15 protein-coding genes and 1 pseudogene are annotated in these 15,431 nt (G+C 62.0%); 7 read left to right on the forward strand and 9 right to left on the reverse strand.

The window, feature by feature from the left end; all coding sequences use genetic code 11:
• The first annotated feature begins 330 nt into the window (after positions 1–330).
• On the forward strand, positions 331–777 hold the full coding sequence (locus NKI73_RS24735) for a hypothetical protein (protein WP_352633430.1): 447 nt from the start codon (positions 331–333) through the stop codon (positions 775–777).
• Between the two features lie 373 nt (positions 778–1,150).
• On the opposite strand, the gene NKI73_RS24740 is transcribed toward NKI73_RS24735, so the two are convergent.
• The 3 genes from NKI73_RS24740 to NKI73_RS24750 all read right to left on the reverse strand — a co-directional run bounded on the left by NKI73_RS24740 (position 1,151) and on the right by NKI73_RS24750 (position 2,873).
• Positions 1,151–1,432, reverse strand: a complete 282-nt coding sequence (locus NKI73_RS24740) for a hypothetical protein (RefSeq protein WP_352633432.1) — start codon at positions 1,430–1,432, stop codon at positions 1,151–1,153.
• A gap of 133 nt (positions 1,433–1,565) precedes the next feature.
• Positions 1,566–2,132 carry a DUF2569 family protein gene (locus NKI73_RS24745; RefSeq protein ID WP_352633434.1) on the reverse strand — a complete coding sequence of 189 codons (567 nt, stop codon included), beginning with the start codon at positions 2,130–2,132 and terminating at the stop codon, positions 1,566–1,568.
• 126 nt (positions 2,133–2,258) lie between these two features.
• Complete coding sequence (locus tag NKI73_RS24750; RefSeq protein WP_352633436.1) at positions 2,259–2,873, reverse strand: TetR/AcrR family transcriptional regulator; 615 nt, start codon at positions 2,871–2,873, stop codon at positions 2,259–2,261.
• Positions 2,874–2,964: 91 nt separating this feature from the next.
• Between NKI73_RS24750 and NKI73_RS24755 the strand changes: the two are divergent.
• The 5 genes and pseudogenes from NKI73_RS24755 to NKI73_RS24775 all read left to right on the forward strand — a co-directional run bounded on the left by NKI73_RS24755 (position 2,965) and on the right by NKI73_RS24775 (position 7,538).
• Positions 2,965–4,055 (forward strand): annotated as a pseudogene (locus NKI73_RS24755) (polyamine ABC transporter substrate-binding protein).
• 13 nt (positions 4,056–4,068) lie between these two features.
• Positions 4,069–4,929 (forward strand): ABC transporter permease, encoded by an 861-nt coding sequence (locus tag NKI73_RS24760; protein ID WP_352633438.1) that lies wholly within the window; start codon positions 4,069–4,071, stop codon positions 4,927–4,929.
• 1 nt (position 4,930) lies between these two features.
• Entirely contained in the window at positions 4,931–5,713 is a 783-nt protein-coding gene (locus tag NKI73_RS24765; protein ID WP_352633440.1) for an ABC transporter permease, read from the forward strand.
• Complete coding sequence (locus NKI73_RS24770) at positions 5,710–6,774, forward strand: ABC transporter ATP-binding protein (protein WP_352633442.1); 1,065 nt, start codon at positions 5,710–5,712, stop codon at positions 6,772–6,774. The genes NKI73_RS24765 and NKI73_RS24770 overlap by 4 nt, the downstream gene beginning before the upstream one ends.
• Before the next feature lie 2 nt (positions 6,775–6,776).
• A complete protein-coding gene (locus NKI73_RS24775; RefSeq protein ID WP_352633444.1) occupies positions 6,777–7,538 on the forward strand; it encodes an MBL fold metallo-hydrolase in 762 nt (253 codons plus the stop codon).
• 6 nt (positions 7,539–7,544) lie between these two features.
• On the opposite strand, the gene NKI73_RS24780 is transcribed toward NKI73_RS24775, so the two are convergent.
• The 6 genes from NKI73_RS24780 to NKI73_RS24805 form a co-directional block, all read right to left on the reverse strand.
• On the reverse strand, positions 7,545–8,249 hold the full coding sequence (locus tag NKI73_RS24780) for a TetR/AcrR family transcriptional regulator (RefSeq protein WP_352633446.1): 705 nt from the start codon (positions 8,247–8,249) through the stop codon (positions 7,545–7,547).
• Positions 8,250–8,385: 136 nt separating this feature from the next.
• On the reverse strand, positions 8,386–9,813 hold the full coding sequence (locus NKI73_RS24785; protein ID WP_352633449.1) for an amidase: 1,428 nt from the start codon (positions 9,811–9,813) through the stop codon (positions 8,386–8,388).
• An 84-nt stretch (positions 9,814–9,897) separates the two neighbouring features.
• The gene (locus tag NKI73_RS24790) at positions 9,898–10,932 is read right to left on the reverse strand and encodes an extracellular solute-binding protein (RefSeq protein ID WP_352633451.1); all 1,035 of its coding nucleotides are present in this window, start codon (positions 10,930–10,932) and stop codon (positions 9,898–9,900) included.
• A 40-nt stretch (positions 10,933–10,972) separates the two neighbouring features.
• Entirely contained in the window at positions 10,973–11,773 is an 801-nt protein-coding gene (locus NKI73_RS24795) for an ABC transporter permease (RefSeq protein WP_352633453.1), read from the reverse strand.
• Positions 11,766–12,686, reverse strand: coding sequence for an ABC transporter permease (locus NKI73_RS24800; protein WP_352633455.1), 921 nt, complete (start codon positions 12,684–12,686; stop codon positions 11,766–11,768). Before NKI73_RS24800 ends, NKI73_RS24795 begins: the two co-directional genes overlap by 8 nt.
• A gap of 4 nt (positions 12,687–12,690) precedes the next feature.
• Positions 12,691–13,773 carry an ABC transporter ATP-binding protein gene (locus tag NKI73_RS24805; protein ID WP_352633570.1) on the reverse strand — a complete coding sequence of 361 codons (1,083 nt, stop codon included), beginning with the start codon at positions 13,771–13,773 and terminating at the stop codon, positions 12,691–12,693.
• A gap of 780 nt (positions 13,774–14,553) precedes the next feature.
• Between NKI73_RS24805 and NKI73_RS24810 the strand changes: the two genes are divergently transcribed.
• A complete protein-coding gene (locus tag NKI73_RS24810; protein WP_352633457.1) occupies positions 14,554–15,327 on the forward strand; it encodes an NAD kinase in 774 nt (257 codons plus the stop codon).
• Positions 15,328–15,431 lie beyond the last annotated feature (104 nt).

Below are 15,431 nucleotides of genomic sequence, written 5' to 3' on the forward strand. Positions count from 1 at the left end.
AGCCGTGGCACGCTGATCAGCCCGGCCCCATGCCGGAGAGCGCGGCGACCAAGCCGTCAGCTACACCACGCAGCGGGACACGATCTCTCGAACGCAGCGTAGAAAAGGTACTTTGGATCGCTCTGCTGCAAGCAGCTTTCTGCTCGTTTGATATAAGCACAAGCCGACATCCCGTAGCTCATGGGAACTCCCCTTGTTTGGCACGCCCACTTGTAGCTGACCGTAATTAAAACGTCACCTTTTGCTGCGGACGCTTAAAGCATCATCGCTTGCGAATGCGGTTCTAGTCGTGACAAGTTGCCTTCCGGGGAAATCGGCGGGAGGCGACAGGTGCGAACCATTCTATCACTGATAACAGTGACGATAGCTACATCAGCCGTAGCGGGGCAGGCAGACCCTCGCGCGCTAGAAGCATGTCAGAAAACGTCTAAGGTATTTACCAAGATCGCCCAATGTCTTCCCGATGCGGATGTAGCCATCAAGACACTGGATGCTTTTTCAGCCATCTACCCAGCCGAAGCGTCTCCTCTCAAGGATAAATGCTTGGAACTGAACGGCGACAACCTTGCCGGTGCAGCAGCATGTGTGACCAACGCAATCAAAGATGGCATTAGTCTACGAAAGTCACTGCCTGCCGGAAGTGACTTGAGCGATCCGATTTTCGCCGCCGTGGCTGACGATAGCCGACGGTCAAAGCTTGAATCTGCAATAACGAGTGCGCGAGCAGCCTACCCGGACAACATCGGGGGATTAACGACGTACCAGCCTTATCGCTGACATTGCAAAATGCGGTCATTTGCGATCCGCTCGCTTTGGGGCCAGCATGCGAATTTCGGACGATGACTATTACACTTTGGGCCATTTTATCTCCGCAGTCCTAACAAGGGTGCGAGACGGCCACTGTTCTGCCGGCGAAGGTCGCTCCGCAATTATGCACACGTTGACAGCGTGGGATCGCGAGAACTGGCAAGAATTCGGGCCGTGGATGACGATGATGATGGAACAATGGAAATCCGACGATGCCAACCGGACCTAAAAGCCAGAAGCACCCAACGCCGTCGACAACTGTGGCCGCTGAGAGAAGCTTGCCTGAGACGGAAGTCTAGGGAAATCAGAGCCAGATCTGCATAGCTATTGATTCTTTGCTCCATCAAACCCCAATCGCCGCCACCAGTATCCGGTTCTGCCTGCGGATCGCCACGCGCACCTCCGGTATCCTCGCTGTGTCGCGCTTCACGAACTCGATGAACATCATGTTCATGTTGTTGAAGATCGGTTCGCCGAGTGCCGCCCCGTCTATGTCCTGCCGCACCAGGCCGAGCACCTGCAACCGGGCGATCGGCGCGCGGATTTGTTCGGTCAGTGAGCGGTCGAGCGCGGTGTAGGCCTGGCCGAACGGTGGCATCGCGCTCTGCGAAAACAGGACGGGCATCCTGTTATCCGGCGACATCATCTCTGACGGCCCGCTGATCATCGACGTCTATATCACTCGGACATCCCGACCAGATGGCGACACTCACGCGCCTGCGCGACCTTGATGTCCGACCGCCCCCGATATTCCCCTATCAGGCACTCGCAATTTGGGTAGATACGCTCGCCTTGGTGAACGTATTTCTCACCCTCACCGACTTATAGACGTAGGCGACCCAGAGCCCTGTCAGCACAAACGAGACTATGGGGGCCACCAGCGCATCGCCAGCGAGCAGCTGGCTCACCGGAACGCCCAGAACTGACGCAACCCAGATCGTGTCCAGCACAAAAACGACAGGAATCGCGAGCCACTGGAGCAGAAACAATTGCGGAAAGCGGCGGCTTCGCCGCAGCATCGAAACGAGCACAACCAGCTGAAGCGCCAGAAATGCCAGATTGAGAGCAACCTCGCCATACACCGCAAGGGGCCCATTCGAGAGGGTCATGAGTTGCTGGTAGCCGTCGGCCGAATTGGCGAAGTCGGCGAGTGTGCGCAGCGGTGACAATGCCTGGCCGATCGCCAGCAGCATCAGCCAGCCGCCGATGCCTACAAGAGCCGCAGGATTCTGTGACGGCTTCGTGGCTGATCGAACAGCAAAGAAAACAGGCACGCCGATCAACAGCAGCACGATCGCCCAATGCCAGATGGAAAACGCCCCCATATACCCCTCCCCCTTTTAATGCCCCTCTAAGTTGTACCAGATTTCAAATTCAACTCAAGAGGCGAGCCCTAATGTGAAATGACAATATGCCGAGCGGACGATTTCTCCTGTCTGCTTCTGACTCCCTCAAACCCCAATCGCCGCCACCAGGATCCTGTTCTGCCGGCGTATCGCCGCCCGCAGTTCCGGTATCCTCGCCGCGTCGCGCTTCACGAACTCGATGAACATCATGTTCATGTTGTTGAAGAGCAGTTCGCCGAGCGCTGCCCCGTCGATGTCCTGGCGCACCAGGCCGAGCGCCTGCAGCCGGGCGATCAGCGCGCGGATCTGTTCGGTCAGCGTGCGATCGAGCGCGGTGTAGGCTTGGCCGAACGGGCTGTCGGGCAGTTGCGTCGAGATCGCCATCGCCTGCCGCCACATCTCCTTGCTGAGATAGTGCAGCGAGTGCTCGATGTAGATGCCGATCAGCGTGTCCAGCGCATCGCCGACATTGGCCGGCGGCCTGGCGACGACGCCCTGCCCGGCATTGAGCACCTCGTTGACCTCCAGCGAGACGATAGCGCCGAGGATGTCGCCCTTGTTCTGGTAGTAGTTGTAGATCGTGCCGACCGAGACCTCGGCCTGGGCGGCGATCGCCTCGATCTTGGCGCCCTCGTAGCCGGCCTCGCGAAACAGTTCCGCCGCCGCCTCGATGATGCGCCTGTGCCGATCCGCCTTTTGCCGTGCCCGCAATCCGCTCATATCAGCCTCTTGCCATAAAAACAGAATTGACTCAATTTTAGAATTGGTTCAATTTTTTGCAAGAAGCCACAAAGGCAAGGGAGAACACTCGATGTCCGCTAAACCTACATCCAGGAATCCGCTTTCCATCCTGAAGAGCCATCTGCATGCGGCGTGCGCCGCCACCGCGCTGCTGCTCGGCGCCGGCAGTGCTGCCCAGGCCGCCGACCTCAACGCGCTGATCTGGTGCGATCATGCCGATCCGGCATTGCTGCAGCCCTTCGAGGAGGCCAACAACGTCAAGGTCAACATCAAGGAATTCGAGGGCACCGGCGCCGGCCTGGCCATCGTCGAACAGTCGCAGCCGGGCGACTGGGACGTGATGGTGATCGATAGCATCGACGTGCCGCGCGGCGTCGAAAAGGGTCTGTTCGAGCCGCTGCCGGAAGACAAGCTGCCGCTGGCCGACCTGTTCCCGCAGGTGAAGATGGACGGCTCCACGGTGGTCGGCGGCAAGCGCTACGGCATCACCGAAAAGTTCGGCTACAACACGATCGGCTACAACAAGACCAAGGTCGATCCGGCCGACATGCAGTCAATGGCGGCGCTGACCGGCGACAAATACAAGGGCAAGGTCGCCATCTACGACTATTATCTGCCGGTCATCGGCATGGCCGCACTCGCCATCGGCAAGAAGACGGCCGAGCTGACCGAAGCCGACCTGCCCGCCCTCAAGGACGAGCTTCTCAAGATGAAGGCGAACGCCAAGCTGGTCGGCGAAGTGACCGCCAGCCAGACGGCGCTGGCGACCGGCGAGGTCGACATATTGGTCGGCGGCGGCGAATGGGTGACGGCGGGGTGGCCAAGGAAAACCCGGCGCTGGACTTCTCAATCCCGAAGGAGGGCGCGGTTCTGTGGTCGCAGTCACTGGCCATGTTCAAGGATTCCAAGAACAAGGACATGGCGCTGAAATTCATCCAGTACATTATGAGCCCGGAGGGCCAGGCGCGCCTTGCCACCTCGTCCTGCTACTGGGGCATGCCGGCGAACACCAAGGCGACTTTGACCGACGACCAGAAGAAGGTCCTGCGCTTCGACGAGCAGCCGGGCTTCCTGGCGCGCGCCCAGGCCTATCCGGCGCCGAACGCCGATCTCGACAAGAAGATGCAGGACATGTGGACCGAAATGCTGCAGGCAAAATGAGCAGATACCGCTCATGAACCCGGCAGGAAACAACCGGCGTGCCCTGCCCCGGGCGGCCCTGCCCTGGGCGCTGGTCACGCCGGCGCTCGGCTGGACGCTGCTGTTCTTCGTGCTGCCCTTCATCGCCATGGGGTTTTCCAGCCTGACGGCGCATGAGGGCGGCGGCTTCACGCTGTCCAACTACAGCCAGTTCTTCACCAACCCCTCCTACTGGCAGGCGATGGTGAACTCGCTGCAGGTCACGGCGATCGTCACCGTGATCTCGGTCCTGCTCGCCTACCCCTTTGCCTGGATCCTGGCCGAACAGGTGCCGGAACGCTGGCAGCGGCTGGCGCTGATGCTGGCCGTGCTGCCGTTCTGGACCTCCTATGTCGTGCGCTCTTACTCCTGGCTGCTGGTGCTGGCGCAGAACGGCGTGGTCAACCGTGCGCTGACCGGCTCCGGCCTGTTCAGCGAGCCGCTGCAACTCGCCAACACCCGGTTCGCCACCGTGACCGGCTTCGTGCACTTCTTCGTCATGCTTCTGACGCTGACGATCTTCGCCAACCTGAAGCAGCTCAGCCCAAGCTACCGCAAGGCCGCCGCCGATCTCGGCGCCGGGCCGGTGCGCACCTTCCTGCATGTCGTGCTGCCGCTGACCTTGCCCGGCATCATGGTCGGCGCCTTCCTGACCTTCGTGCTGTGCATCGGCGACTACATCACGCCGCAAATCCTGGGCGGCAACAACGAGCTTCTGATGCCGCAGTTGGTGATGATGCAGATCGGCCGGCGCGGCGATTTTCCGCTGGCCTCGGCGCTGTCGATCATCCTGATGGCGGTGGTCACCGTAGCCTACCTCGCCTGCGCGCGCTGGCTGAAGATCGAGCGGGCCTGAGATGGGCAGGATCGTCCGCATCGCCTCGTGGCTCTACGCCGTCTTGATCTGCGGCTTCATCTTCCTGCCGGTCGTCGTGCTGGTGCTGTTTTCGCTGCAGGCGACGTCGTTCCCGATCCCGCCCTTCACCGGCCCGTCATTGCGCTGGTACGACGCGGTTCTCTCTGACGTCAGGCTGACCTCGGCGCTGTTCAATTCGCTGCTGGTCGCGTCCATCTCGTCGCTCGCCGCCGTCACGCTCGGCTTCCTCTCCGCCTGGGGCTTTGCCCGCTTCGTCCTGCCGGGCTCCGGCCTGCTGCGCGGGCTGATCACGCTGCCGCTGACGGTCAGCTATCTCATCATCGGCATGGGGCTGCTGGTGCTGTTCAACTGGGCCGGCGTGCCGAAATCGCTGCTTGCCGCCGGCATCGGCCATGTCGTGATCAACCTGCCGCTGTGCTTTGCCATCATCTACAGCCAGATGGGCGACCACCAGATCAACATCGAACGCGCCGCACGCGACCTCGGCGCGCCGGAATGGAAGGTGCTGCTGTTGATCACCGTGCCGGTCATGGCGCCTGCCATCTTCGCCGGCTTCTTCCTGTCGATGACCTTCTCCTGGGACGAGTTCGTGATCTCCTTCCTGCTGACCCGCTTCGACACCACGCTGCCGGTCGAAATCTGGAACCTCTTGCGTTCCGGCCTCAACCCGAAGACCAACGCCGTCGGCTCGCTGGTCTTCGCCGTCTCCATCGTGCTGGTCGTGCTGTTCGAACTGACGTTGTTGAGGAGGAGAAAGGCATGACCGCGCCGCTGGTCGATATAAGCTCCGTCTCGCACCGCTTCGGCCAGCACACGGTGCTGAAGAACGTTTCGCTTCAGATCGAGCCCGGCAGCTACACGATCCTGCTCGGACCCTCGGGATCCGGCAAGACGACGCTGCTGTCCATTCTGGGCGGCTTCGTCACGCCCAGCGAAGGCAAGGTGTTCATCCGTGGCGAGGACTGCACGTCGGTGCCGCCGGCCAAGCGGCCGACGACGACGGTGTTCCAGGATTATGCGCTGTTCCCGCATATGAGCGTCGGCGGCAATGTCGGCTTCGGCCTGCGCATGCAGGGCGTCGACGGTGCGACACGGGCAGCAAAGGCGCGCGAGGCACTGGCGCTTGTTGGACTGGCCGCAGCCTTCGACAAGAAGCCGCACCAGCTCTCCGGCGGCCAGCGGCAGCGCGTGGCGCTGGCGCGGGCTCTGGTGATCGAGCCGGCGGTGCTTTTGCTCGACGAGCCGCTCGGCGCGCTCGACCTCAAATTGCGCCGCCAGATGCAGGACGAATTGAAGGCAATCCAGAAGCGCGTCGGCACCGCCTTCATCCATGTCACCCACGACCAGGAAGAGGCGATGGCGCTCGCCGACCATTGCGTGGTGATGAATGACGGGCGCATCGAGGACGAAGGCCCGCCCGAGCGCGTCTATGCGCGGCCGGCGACGCGCTTTTCCGCCACCTTCATGGGCGAAAGCACGATCCTTGCCGGCACGGTCACGGAGGCCGGGAACCGGACAAGCACCGTCGCGACGCCGGTCGGGCCGGTTTCGCTGCCCGGCACGCTGCCGTTGGGCGCTGCCGTTGTGCTGGCCATACGGCCGGAGCATCTTGTCCTCGGCGCGGCCGCTGGCACCGTAAAGTTGGGAACGGCTGAGGTGAGCGACGTCGTCTTCCAGGGCAGTTTCAAGCGCGTGCTCGCCGTTTCCGCCCAAGACCCCTCGCTTCACTTCATCGCCAGGCTGCCGGCGACGGCCGCCGTCCGGCCGCGCGACACGGTCGCGATTTCCTGCGATACCGACCAGATCATCCTGCTGACGGACTGAGCATGGGCACGCTTGCGGTCATCGACGCTCCAGACTGGTACGAGACCATCCGCATGAGCGATGGCGTGACGCTGATCCATGAGCCGTGGATCAAGCCGTTCTTCCGCTGCAACATGTGGCATGTGCGCGGCCGCGACCGCGATCTTCTGTTCGACACCGGGCTTGGCCATTTCAGCCTCCGGCGTCACGTGCCGCTGGTGAGCGAGCGCAAGCTCATTTGCGTCGCCAGCCACACGCATTTCGACCATATCGGCTGCCACCACGAATTTCCCGACCGCTGCGTGCACGCGGCCGAGGCTCACATCCTCGCCGATCCGCGCAACGAATGGACGGCCGCCGGCACCTATGCGACGGACGAGATGTTCGATGGCATGCCGCAAGGCTGGGACACGGCGCGCTACGGCATTCTGCCCGCACCCGCCGGCCGCCTGCTCGCGCAGGGCGATGTCGTCGATCTCGGCGACCGCGCCTTCGAGGTGATCCACACGCCCGGCCACTCACCCGGCGGCATCGCACTCTACGAGAACAGGACGGGCATCCTGTTATCCGGCGACATCATCTATGACGGCCCGCTGATCGACGATGTCTACCACTCGGACATATCAGACTACATGGCGACCCTCATGCGCCTGCGCGACCTCGATGTCTCGGTCGTGCATGGCGGCCATTTTCCGAGCTTCGGCAAGGTGCGCTACCGCCAGCTTGTCGACGAGTATCTGGCGCAGAAGCGGCAGGCCGGCTGCCATCTGCGGCAAAGCCCTTAAGTGGGATCAAGGCATCAGTTCGAAATGCCGCGGAAACGCCTGATGCAGCAGGAGCAGCATGGTCTTGCGCAGCACGTTGGTATTACGGCCGCGAGGGTTCAGGTGATCCCAATACCAGGCGCCATGAACCAGATAATTCAAGCTCTCCGACAGGGTGTCTATGTCGACGTCGGTATAGCCGCCGCTGCGCGAAATCTCGATCAGCAGCTCGCGCGCCTCGGCGGTGTAGGCAAGGTCGCTCGGCAGGCCGATCTCGTTGTAGATCTGCATGCTCTTGCGGTCGCTGGAGAATACGACAAAGACCGAAACCCATTTCGGATGCTGCCGGGCGAAGTTTTGCGCGCAGTTGACCGCGCCGAGCAGGCGCTCAACCGGCGACAGGCCGGGCGCTCGCACCAGAGACACCCACAGTTCGTCATACTGGTCGCTGAGATACTGCAGGACGGCCCGGAACAAATTCTCCTTGCTGCCAAAATGGAAAACAACCAGCGCGTTGGAGGAACCGACATGCTGGGCGATGCGCTGCATGGTGACGCTCGCCAAGCCCTCCTCCGCGATCAGCTCGATGGTGGCGTCGATGATGCGCTGCACGCTCGCTTCGCCGCGCTCGCGGCGGCGGTCTTTGGGAGCCGTTTCTATGTTCGAGCCCCGACCCGCAGTGACGGCAACCTTGCGTGTCTCGGGTGCCACTATAGCCTTGCGTTGCGCCATCTTCGTCAGTTCCTTTCGAACCATGCGGCGGCGATCGCCAGCCCACCTGAGGTTCGGGCATCGAGTGTCCAGCGTCGGCTCACCACAACCGAAGCCGGAGATCAAGCACCATCGCGGCAAGGGCCTCATCGCCCGGTCAGAGCGACGGGCGTGTTTCGGTGTTCGTGTACCATTGGCCCTGCGCCGTTTCATAGGCCAGTGCGGCTCGGAAGACATCGGCGTCGCAATAGCTGCGTCCGACAATCTGGATGCCTGTCGGCACGCCGCTTGCCGCGCGGCCCGAAGGGATCGATAGAACCGGACAGCGGCTCATCATATTGAACGGCGTTGTCATCACCCAGCCAAGCGACGGGTTCACCTCTCTCCCTTTGATCTCGACCGTACCCTTGGTCTGATCGAACTCCGCCGGCACAGAGGGAAGCGCGTTGGTCGGGCAGATCAGCACATCGTACTTTTCCAGCAGCGGGCCCAGCGTCTGGTACATCCTGGCCGCCACGTCCAGGGTCGCGACAAAGTCCGTGGCCTTGGACTTTTGCCCGTCCTCGGCGAACTGCCGTGCATAGGTCGTCATGTCCTTGCCGTGCTCCTTGAGCAGTTGCGCAAGCGAGGCACCGAAGAGATGCTCCAGATAGGCCATGCCGGCTTTGAGCACGTCGTCGCCCCAGCCAAGGTCGACTTCCTCGACCATAGCGCCAAGCGAGCGGAACACCTCGCAGGCGGCAAGCGTGTTCTTGCGCACGTCCGGGTCGATTTCAAAGGAGCCAAGGTCCATCGAGAAAGCGATTTTCCAGCCCTTGATCGGCTTGTAGTCGAGCGGCAGGCGCAGTTTTGGGCGCAGCGTGGCGATGTCGAGCGGGCTCGGTCCAGCCATGACATTCTGCAGCACGATCGCATCCCTGACGTTTCGCGCCAGCGGTCCGGTGTGGCAGTAGAAGTCGAGGTTGAATGGCGGCTCGTCCGGATTGCGGCCGTAAGGCGGCTTGAAGCCGACGAGACCGCAGGCCGATGCGGGAATGCGGATCGATCCGGCAATGTCCGAACCGGTGGCGATCGACGATGTGCCGGAAGCCAGCGTCGCCGCCGCACCGCCGGACGAACCGCCCGGCGTAAAATCCGGATTCCACGGATTGCGCGTCACACCCCAGCGCCTCGACCAGGTATAGCCGGCGCAGCTGAATTCAGGAGTCGCCGTGCGGGCATGCACGATGCCGCCGGCCTTGATGATGCGTTCGTTCATCGTCGAGGTATGACCGCCGATGGCATCCTTGGACAGCAGCGAGCCATGCGATGTCGGCTTGCCCTTGATATAGCTCTCATCCTTGATGCCGATGGGCAGCCCCTCGAGCGCCCCGGTGCGGGCGCCCTTGGCGTATTTGGCCTCGGCCTTCCCAGCCAGATCCATCGCCTCGTCGAAATGCGTGAAGGTGAAGCAGTTGATCGTCGGCCTGGTGGCTTCGGCGCGTCGGATGGTGGCCTGCATCAGGTCGACAGGCGAAAGTTTCTTGGCCTTGAACAGCCGCAGCGCCTCGCTGGCCGGCATGTAGCAAAGGTCGAGATCGGTCATGGGAAGTCTCCTGCGATCGCCGGATCGCGTTTGGCAACGGGAGGTGGCCGCGCCGCGTGTCGCGGGGCGGAGAACCGGGTCAGGTTATTTCTGGAGGTCGGTCCAGATTTTCGTGTAGAGCGCCTGGACGTCCGGCGGGCAGGCCTGCATGAACTGGCCCTTGGCGGCGAATTGCGCGGGAACATCGACTTCCGGCGCACCTTTCATGTCCGCGGGCATGAAGGCTTCCGAGCCCTTGATGCCGTTGGCATAGCGGGCAAAAGCCGAGATCATCGCGGCATTTTGCGGATCCATGACGAAGTTCTGGAAGAGCTTGGCATTTTCGACGTTTTTGGCGTCCTTCAGCACCGCGACATTGTCCATCCAGATCGGGTAGCCTTCTTTGGGATAGCCGTAGACGATCTTGTCGTTCTGCATCCGCTGGCGTAGCGAAATGCCGTTCCAGTTGACGCCGGCCGCGATGTCGCCCTTGCCCAGGCCGTCGACGGCGCCATAGTCGAAGGACAGCCATTTCGCCTTGGCCTCGACCAGCTTGTCGCGCACCTTCTTCAGCAGCACCTTGTCGTCGGTGCAGTACTGGCCGCCTTCATAGGCGATGGCGAGGAACATGATGTCACCCATTTCGGGGACGACATTGATCTTGCCGACGAGTTCGGGCGGCGGGTCGAGGAAGATCGCGGACGTGTTGATGTCGCCGGAGTAGACCGACTTGTTGACCGACACGCCTGTCGTGCCCCACTGCCACGGAACGGTGTATTTGCGGCCCGGATCGAATGGTACGTCGACCCATTTCGGGTCCATATTCTTGAAATTCTCCATCTTGTTGGGATCGGTCTCCAGCAGCAGGTCTTCGCTGATCCAGATCGGAACGACGCTGGCCGAAGGCACGACGATGTCGAAACCGGCGCCGCCCTGGCGGATCTTGGCAAGTGCGGTGTCGTTGGAATCGAAGTCGGTGACGGTGACCTTGACCTTGTAGGTCTCCTCGAACTTCTTGATCAGATCGGGGCTGGTGTAGTTGCCCCAATTGTAGATGTTGAGTTCGCCGTCGGCGCGGGCCACGCCCGTAGCGGCCAGCATCGACAGCCCGATGGCCGTCGCGGTCAGTTTCCAGTTCATGCTGCTTTCTCCCATTGTTGGGACCGGCGGCAAAGCTGCCTCAGGTCCGTTTCCTGCTGACGAAAAAGAAGGCGGTGACGATGCCGATCGACAGCACCAGGAACGCCGTCGAGATTGCGTTGATCTCGGGCGTAACGCCGCGGCGAATCTGGCCGAGCATGTAGGTGGGCAGCGTGTCCTGGCCGCCGGATTTGACGAATTCGGTGATGACGACGTCATCCAGCGAGACGACAAAGGCGAGCATCAGCCCGGCCAGAATGCCCGGCCAAAGCAGCGGCAAGGTCACGTGCAGAAAAGTCTTCCACTTCGTCGCGTAGAGGTCGGCCGCCGCGGTCTCGAGCGACAGGTCCATGCTTTCGAGCCGCGCCCGGATCGGCAGATAGGCGAACGGAATGCAGAAAGCGGTGTGCGCGGCGATGAGGTAGCCGAGGCCGGAATAGCCGGTCCAGATCTTGATGCGCGAAAACACGATCAGCAACGCCACCGCGGTGACGATCTCCGGCACCATCAGCGGCTGGTTGATGAAGGCGTATTTGAAGGTCAATCCGCGATAGGGTTTGGTCCGGGTCGTCGCCAGCGCCGCCATGGTCGCCGAGACCGTCGCCAGCAACGCAGTGACGGCCGCGATCTGGAACGAGCGGAGCGACGATTCGATCACCAGCCCGTTGTTCCAGGCCACATGGAACCAGCGCAGCGAGAAGCCCTTCCAGATCGCCAGGGAATCGTTGTCGTTGAAGGCGTAGACCACCAGCGTGGCGATCGGCAGATAAAGCAGGAAGAAACACAGTATCGCCAAGCTGACGAAGCCGTTCTGCCGTCGGACGTCGAAGCGCTTAGGCATGGGCGCCATCCGATCTGGTCGTGTTGCTGACATAAAACAGCAGCGCCACCATGACGATCGCCATCAAGGTGATCGACAGCGCCGCGCCAAGCGGCCAGTTTCGGCCCTGGCCGAATTGCAGCTCGATCAGATTGCCGATCATCAGATTGGTGCCGCCGCCCAGCACGCGCGGCGTCACATAGGCGCCAAGCGAGGGAATGAAGACCAGGATCGAGCCGGCGACGATGCCCGGCGTGACCAGCGGGACGATGATGCGCCTCAACACCTCGAGCCGCGTCGCGTAGAGATCATAGCCGGCCTCGACAAGGCGGAAATCGATCTTCTCCATGCTGGCGTAGAGCGGCAGCACCATCAGCGGCAGGAAGACGTAGACCATGCCGGCCAGCACGGCGAAATTGGTGTACATGAGCTGGATCGGATGGTCGGTGATGCCAAGCGCTTGCAGCGCCGAATTCATGATGCCGTCATTGCGCAGCACTTCCTGCATGGCAAAGGTGCGGATCAGAAGGTTCGTCCAGAACGGTATGGTAATCAGGAACAGCCAGATGTCGCGCCGGTGATCCGGCCGCGTGGCGATGAAATAGGCGGTGGGAAAACCGAGGATCAGGGTCAGCACAGTGGTTGCCAGCGACAGCGACACCGAGCGCCAGAAGATCGACAGATAGGCGGTGGCGAAGGACAGCGTGTCGTCGAAGACATCGCGCTCGAACAGCACGCTCACCCAGGCGTCGGTCGAAAACTGCCACTTCACATCGCCGTAATTGCCCGGCGTCAGGAAGGAGTAGACGATCACGATCAGCAGCGGCCCAAGCGCCGCGAGGAAGACGATCAGCAGCGCCGGGGCGGAAAGCAGCCAGCGCGACCTGATATCGTCACGTTCGGCCTTTTCGGCGACCTCTCTCGCGGTTGCCATCGCCCTAGTCCTTCAGCAACTGGGCGGCGTCATTGCCGATGGAAATACCGACCCTGGTGCCGTTTTCGAAACCGCAGCCGGCGCTGCGCGAATTCTGCTGGCGCACCATGAAGACATCGCCTTCGTCCAGCCGGACATGGATATGCGTGTCGGTGCCGAAATAGACGATGTTCTCGATCGTGCCGCCGAGATCGCCGCGGCCTTTGACGAGCTTCGCATGTTCGGGCCGGACCATCAGCGTTGCGTTGCCGCCGGCGCGGAAGTCCACGGCGGCGGTCGCGCGAATCTTCGCACCCGAGCGCAAGGCGACCTGCGCCTGGCCATCGCCTGCACTTTCGACCATGCCGGTCAGGAAGTTCGTCTCGCCAATGAAGTCGGCGACGAACCGCTCCGCCGGATGGTCATAAATTTCCCAGGGCGAACCGACCTGCAGGATATTGCCCGACGACATGACGGCGATGCGGTCCGACATGGTCAGGGCCTCTTCCTGATCGTGGGTGACGAAGATGAAGGTGATGCCGGTTTCGTGCTGCAGCCGCTTCAGCTCGATCTGCATTTCCTTGCGCAGCTTGTAGTCGAGCGCCGACAGCGGCTCGTCGAGCAAAAGCACTTTCGGCTGCGGTGCGAGCGCCCGGGCGAGCGCCACGCGCTGCTGCTGGCCGCCGGAGATCTGGCTGGTGCGCCGGTTCTTCAATTCCTGCATGTGGACGAGTTTCAGCATCGCGTCGACACGTGCAGCGATTTCGGCCTTCGGCCTGCCCATCATCTTCAGGCCAAAGCCGATGTTGTCGGCAACCGTCATGTGCGGAAACAGCGCGTACGACTGGAAGACGGTGTTGACCGGCCGCTTGAACGGCGGCAGCGGCGCGATGTCCTGACCATAGAGCAGGATCTCGCCGTCGGTCGGAAAGTCGAAGCCGGCGATCAGCCGTAGCAGCGTCGTCTTTCCGCAGCCGGATGGCCCCAGCAGCGTGAAGAATTCATTTTCGCGGATCGCGACGGAGACATTGTCGAGCGCTCTGACCGCATCCTGGCCGGTTCCCCGGAAGACCCTGGTGACGCCCTTCGCCTCAACGGCGGGCCGCATGGCTGTCAAGATATTCCCCTCTCCTCCGTGACCATTCACCGGCACACCGGCTGGCCATCCTGGACGCCACGAATAACTATGACTAAACATACAGTCAATATCTTTTTGCCGAAACATACGGCACCGACCGGCGATGATATGGCCGATGCGCCGGTGAACCGTCATGATATGGTCAAGGCGAGACCGTTGATGAATCGGGACGAGTTGTGGCGTGAACCTGCAAATGGTTGGCGCAGTGAACAGGCGTCCGTCGCGTCAGATCCTCGACTGCGCAGAACCCGTGCCGCTGGTCACCAGGCCGACGATCCGTATGCCTTCGTGACTACAGCGCCCTTTGTGGGCATGGAGCCCCGGCGGCATCACCGCAGCGCGACGCTGTTGGCTGAGGTCGGAAGCTCGTCTCTTCGGACTGGCGCACCAGTTGGGCAAAGAGAAGCGCGAAGCTTCCCAGCATCAGAAAGACGATGATCAGGCGTGTTACCGGCAATATGTCGGCCTCGACTGGCTAGCCCCCACGCCACCCATCCACTGCCGGCTAACATGACCGGTCCGGCTTTACGAGAGTTTAAAGCCGATCTTAACCATCACATTCGGGTAGCCTTTGACATGATGCGCGAACGGCAAGGCCGCATCCCGCCTTTTTATGCCGCCTTGCAGCCCGGGACGGGCCTTGCCATCCGGGATGGTGCTGCCATGGCTCCCTTTGCAGACATGCCCTGCCCATGCTACCCCGGCGCTGGCGCGGCCCAGCCGCTGCCAACCGGTCGTCATTGGGGAGCCATGAGCAAAGCCGCCAGCCGCATCGCCTTCGTCTCGTCCGACACTGCTGACGCCAAGACGGCGCTGGAAAGCCTGTCGGCGCGCTATGGACAATCCTCCGTCGAGGAAGCCGAAACCGTCGTCGCGCTTGGGGGTGACGGTTTTCTGCTGCAGACCCTGCGCGACACGATGGGGACCGGCAAGAAGGTCTACGGCATGAACCGTGGCACCATCGGGTTCCTGATGAACGAGTACCGCTCCGGTGGGCTTACCGAGCGTCTCGCGGCCGCCGTTGCCGAAACGATACGCCCGCTGGAGATGCTGGCCATGACCTCGGAAGGCGAAACGCTTTCGGCGCTGGCGATCAACGAAGTGGCGCTGTGGCGGCAATCCTATCAGACGGCCAAGATACGGATCACCGTCGACGATCAGGTACGGCTCGAGGAACTGAGCTGCGACGGCGTCATGATCGCCACGCCGGCCGGCTCCACCGCCTACAATCTTTCCGCGCATGGGCCGATCCTGCCGCTCGACGCGCCACTGCTGGCGCTGACCCCGGTCAGCCCGTTTCGCCCGCGCCGTTGGCGCGGCGCGCTGCTCTCCAACAAGGCGACCGTGCGCTTCGACATACTCGAGCCGGAAAAGCGGCCGGTGAACGCCGCCGCCGACCATACGGAAGTCAAGGCGGTAACCTCGGTCACGGTCAGGGAATCGCCCACTGCGACGGCGACGTTGCTGTTCGATCCCAACCATTCCTGGAACGAACGCATTCTCGCCGAACAGTTCCGCTATTGAGCCGGGGCCGCGACCAGCACCTCGATTAAGCATCCCGATTAAGGTTACAACTTCACAATCGCGCCAATCACGGCCGTTTCTGTTGACAAATCGAGGGCTTGCTC

This window comes from Mesorhizobium sp. M0496, assembly GCF_040321205.1.
GTDB lineage: Bacteria > Pseudomonadota > Alphaproteobacteria > Rhizobiales > Rhizobiaceae > Mesorhizobium.